The sequence below is a fragment of the Polynucleobacter sp. 35-46-11 genome, assembly GCF_002281105.1.
Genome location: NZ_NCFJ01000218.1, coordinates 1 through 4,065, shown reverse-complemented (window position 1 = coordinate 4,065; position 4,065 = coordinate 1). Strand labels below are relative to the sequence as shown.

5 protein-coding genes are annotated in these 4,065 nt (G+C 46.1%); all 5 read left to right on the top strand.

Annotated features, from left to right (window positions below; all coding sequences use genetic code 11):
* The coding region (locus B7Y67_RS12205) for an aldehyde ferredoxin oxidoreductase family protein (protein WP_293598882.1) at positions 1–1,623 on the top strand (1,623 nt) is incomplete at its 5' end.
* A 10-nt stretch (positions 1,624–1,633) separates the two neighbouring features.
* On the top strand, positions 1,634–2,890 hold the full coding sequence (locus tag B7Y67_RS12200) for an FAD-dependent oxidoreductase (protein WP_293598881.1): 1,257 nt from the start codon (positions 1,634–1,636) through the stop codon (positions 2,888–2,890).
* Between the two features lie 9 nt (positions 2,891–2,899).
* Positions 2,900–3,154 (top strand): MoaD/ThiS family protein, encoded by a 255-nt coding sequence (locus tag B7Y67_RS12195; protein ID WP_215302436.1) that lies wholly within the window; start codon positions 2,900–2,902, stop codon positions 3,152–3,154.
* Positions 3,155–3,158: 4 nt separating this feature from the next.
* Positions 3,159–3,470, top strand: a complete 312-nt coding sequence (locus B7Y67_RS12190) for a hypothetical protein (RefSeq protein ID WP_293598880.1) — start codon at positions 3,159–3,161, stop codon at positions 3,468–3,470.
* A gap of 36 nt (positions 3,471–3,506) precedes the next feature.
* On the top strand, positions 3,507–4,065 hold a 559-nt coding region (locus B7Y67_RS12185), incomplete at its 3' end, for a bifunctional ornithine acetyltransferase/N-acetylglutamate synthase (RefSeq protein ID WP_293598879.1).

Genomic DNA, 4,065 nt, shown 5'->3' with positions numbered 1-4,065 from the left:
TACACAGTGGTGACCAAGGGTCCATTGACTGGAGCTATTGCCTGCTCGAACTCTGGTGGCTATTGGGGTGCAGAGCTGAAAATGGCTGGTTGGGATATGGTGATTGTCGAAGGTAAATCACCTAAGCCGGTTTATCTATTTATTGAGAACGATAAGGCAGAGTTGATCGATGCCTCTGATTTGTGGGGTAAAACTGTTTGGGAAACAGAGCCTGCAATTAAGACTAAGCATCAAGACCCCCAAATTCGAGTTTCTTGCATTGGTCGTGCGGGTGAAAATGAAGTTCTTTACGCTGCAATCGTGAATGACTTGCATCGTGCGGCTGGACGCTCTGGCGTAGGAGCGGTGATGGGCAGTAAGAACTTAAAAGCAGTTGCAGTTCGAGGTACAAAAGGTGTCGGCAACATTAAAAATCCTAAAGCCTTTATGGAAGCAACTCGCGCTGGCAAAGCAGTTTTAGCTGGTAATGGTGTGACGGGAGAGGGCTTGCCTACTTATGGAACACAAGTCTTAATGAATGTGATTAATGAAGTTGGTGCATTGCCAACCCGCAATCATCAAGATGTTCAGTTTGATGGCGCTAAGGATATTTCTGCTGAGGCGATGGCTACCCCACGTACTTCAGATGGGAAGACCCATCTAGTGACGAATCAAGCTTGCTTTGCATGTACTATCGCCTGTGGACGTATCTCAAAAATTGATGAGACACATTTTTCAATTGAGAATAAACCCCAGTATATGAACGCCTCAGGTGGCTTGGAGTATGAGGCTGCTTGGGCCTTGGGTGCTGCAAATGGCGTAAACGATTTAGAAGCATTGCAGTTTGCCAACATGTTGTGCAATGAGGATGGGTTTGATCCGATCTCTTTTGGTGCAACCGTGGGCGCTGTGATGGAAATGTATGAAATGGGCGTCCTAACAAAAGAGCAGCTTGGTATCGAGGCACCATTTGGTTCTGCTAAAGCGCTGTGTTATTTCGCGGAAATTACTGCAAATGGTATTGGCTTTGGAAAAGAGCTTGGGCTTGGTTCTGCGCGTTTGACTAAAAAATATGGGCAGCCAGACCTCTCTATGAGCGTCAAGGGTCAAGAGTTTCCTGCATATGATGGGCGTGTGATTCAGGGTATTGGCTTGGCTTATGCAACTTCAAACCGCGGCGCATGTCACTTACGCGGTTACACGATTGCCTCTGAGGTTTTAGGTATTCCAGTAAAGACTGAACCAGCAGATACGCAAGGCAAGCCAGAGTTGGTCAAGGCATTCCAAGATGCAACTGCTGCATTTGACTCGGCAGGGATTTGTATTTTTACTAGCTTCGCTTGGACGCTTGCCGATGTAGCCCCACAGTTGCAGGCTGCATGTGGCGATGAATTTACGGTAGAGAACTTGACTACGATTGGTGAGCGTATTTGGAATATGGAACGCGACTTTAATAATCGTGCCGGCTTTACTAGCAAAGACGATAAATTACCGAAGCGCTTGATGACAGAAGCTGCAAAAACTGGTCCAGGCAAGGGTGCTGTGAGTGGTTTAGATAAGATGCTCCCTGAGTACTATAAGATCCGTGGCTGGGATCCTGAGGGTCGTCCGAGTGCGGAAACACTTAAGCGTCTTGGACTGTAAGATCTTTTAGATGAAGCACCTTATTTTAGGAAATGGTCCTGCGGGCGTGATTGCCGCAGAGACTATTCGCAAACGCGCACCCTCTGATCAAATTATCATGATCGGTTCTGAGGATGTGCCGCCTTACTCGCGGATGGCAATTCCATATTTATTAATGGGAAACATTCAAGAGTCAGGGACTTATTTACGCAAAGATCCTCACCATTTTGATAAGCTGAAGATTGAGCAGTTATATGGTCGCGTAGATGCTGTGGATTGCAAGGCCAAGGAACTCATCATCCAAGGCGGAACTCGGATTTCTTTTGACAAGCTACTGATTGCAACTGGTTCTGTGCCAGTGCAGCCGCCTATTCCAGGCATTCAATTACCGGGAGTGCACTCTTGTTGGACTATGGCGGATGCCCGATCTATTGCATCTATCGCCAAGCCAGGAACCCGCGTGTTACAGATGGGCGCCGGTTTTATTGGTTGCATTATTTTGGAGGCCTTAGCTAGTCGTGATGTGCAGTTGACAGTGGTAGAAATGGGTGACCGAATGGTGCCTAGAATGATGACTGAGCTTGCTGGCGGCATGATTAAGGAGTGGGTTCAGTCTCAAGGGATTGATGTTTTTACTGGCACTCGAGTAGAGGAAATTAGCTCATCTGGATCTGCTCTGAGCGTTAAGCTTTCGAATGGAAAAGTCCTAGAGGTAGATCTTGTCATTTCGGCAACCGGAGTAAAGCCCAACATCGAGTGCCTTAAAAATTCAGGACTCGAGATTCATAATGGCGTTTTGGTAAATGAGCATATGCAAACATCACATCCGGATATTTATGCCGCAGGTGATGTTTCTGAGGGGATTGATTTTTCAACCGGTAATCGAATTGTGAATGCAATTCAGCCCAATGCAGCCGATCAAGCTCGAATTGCAGGTATTGCGATGACTGGTGGTGACGCCCAAAGTCTTGGAGCCCTTCAAATCAATGTGCTAGATACGCTAGGATTGATTTCGTCCTCATTCGGTTTATGGTCTGGTGCCAAAGATGGTGATCATGTAGAGATTGTTGATCGAGAGCATTTCAAGTATCTCCGTTTGGAATTCTTGGGTGATATTTTGATTGGGGCTACTTGCGTTGGGACGACCGATCATATTGGGGTATTACGAGGCCTTATTCAATCCAAGACCCGATTAGGCGAATGGAAGTCGCATTTATTACGTGATCCGACACAAGCAATGGAAGCTTACCTGGCAAAAGGGCAAGCACAATCTGCTTGGATGAATTAAGCTTTAAGTATGCAAATTACTTTGAAGTTGTTTGCCAGTCTGGCAAGTTATCTTCCGCCCTCAAAAAAGAATGGGATTGAAGCTGATATCGTGGTTCCTGAAGGAAGTACTATTGGGGACATGATTGAGCTGTACAAAATTCCTAGTAAGTCAGCCCACTTGGTAATGGTTAATGGGGTTTATGTAAATCCAGATCAGCGTCTCTCTTATATCCTTAAGGAGAACGATGCCTTAGCCATCTGCCCCCCAGTTGCAGGTGGTTAATTCTTTGTCAGGCGGTGCTGTTTTTGAGTTCAAGCGAGTGATGGGTTGCACTCCGGAAGATCTAGTTCGCTGGCTACCAGAAGCTTTGAGTGATCTATACCAGCAAACTTCCCTAGTAATTGACGATCGCGAACTTCTTCTTGGAACCCATTCTCGGATTACGATGTGTGGGACTACTTTAAAAAGTCGCAAAATTGCACTTTTAAGCATCCCAGTGCTGGAGTTGGTTATCACGTTTGATGCATTTTTTTCTGCCGAGCAAATTCAAGCCATCTTAGATCGCTTTGATCTTTATACTCGGAGAGGCGGCGGATAGCCCTTTCCTATTAATCCCCTTGTTTTAGAAGCATATATGACTGTCAACTTACCACTCCCTCAAAAAGACCAACTAAAGCCTGTGAAGGGTTTTCAGATGGGTATCACTGAAGCTGGAATCAAGAAAGCTAATCGCAAAGACTTATTGGTGATGACCTTAGCACCTGGTTCCCAAGTTGCTGGTGTTTTTACTTTAAATCGATTTTGTGCTGCACCAGTTCAAGTTTGCAAAGAGCATTTAGCCTTGGATAGTGCAAAGGGTGGGATTCGCGCTTTGGTGGTGAATACGGGTAATGCGAATGCGGGAACTGGTGAGCGGGGCATGAAAGATGCCCTATCCACTTGTGCCGAATTAGCAAAAGAACTTAAGCTCAATCCAGAACAAATTTTGCCGTTTTCAACTGGTGTGATTCTGGAACCACTGCCGATCGACAGATTAATTGCTGGATTGCCTAAAGCAGTTGCTAGCCTAGGCGAAGACCATTGGCTTGATGCTGCAGAAGCCATTATGACGACAGATACTCAGCCTAAAGCTGCGTCCATGACAGTAGAAACTCCATCTGGGCTGGTGACCATTACCGGTATTTGTAAGGGTG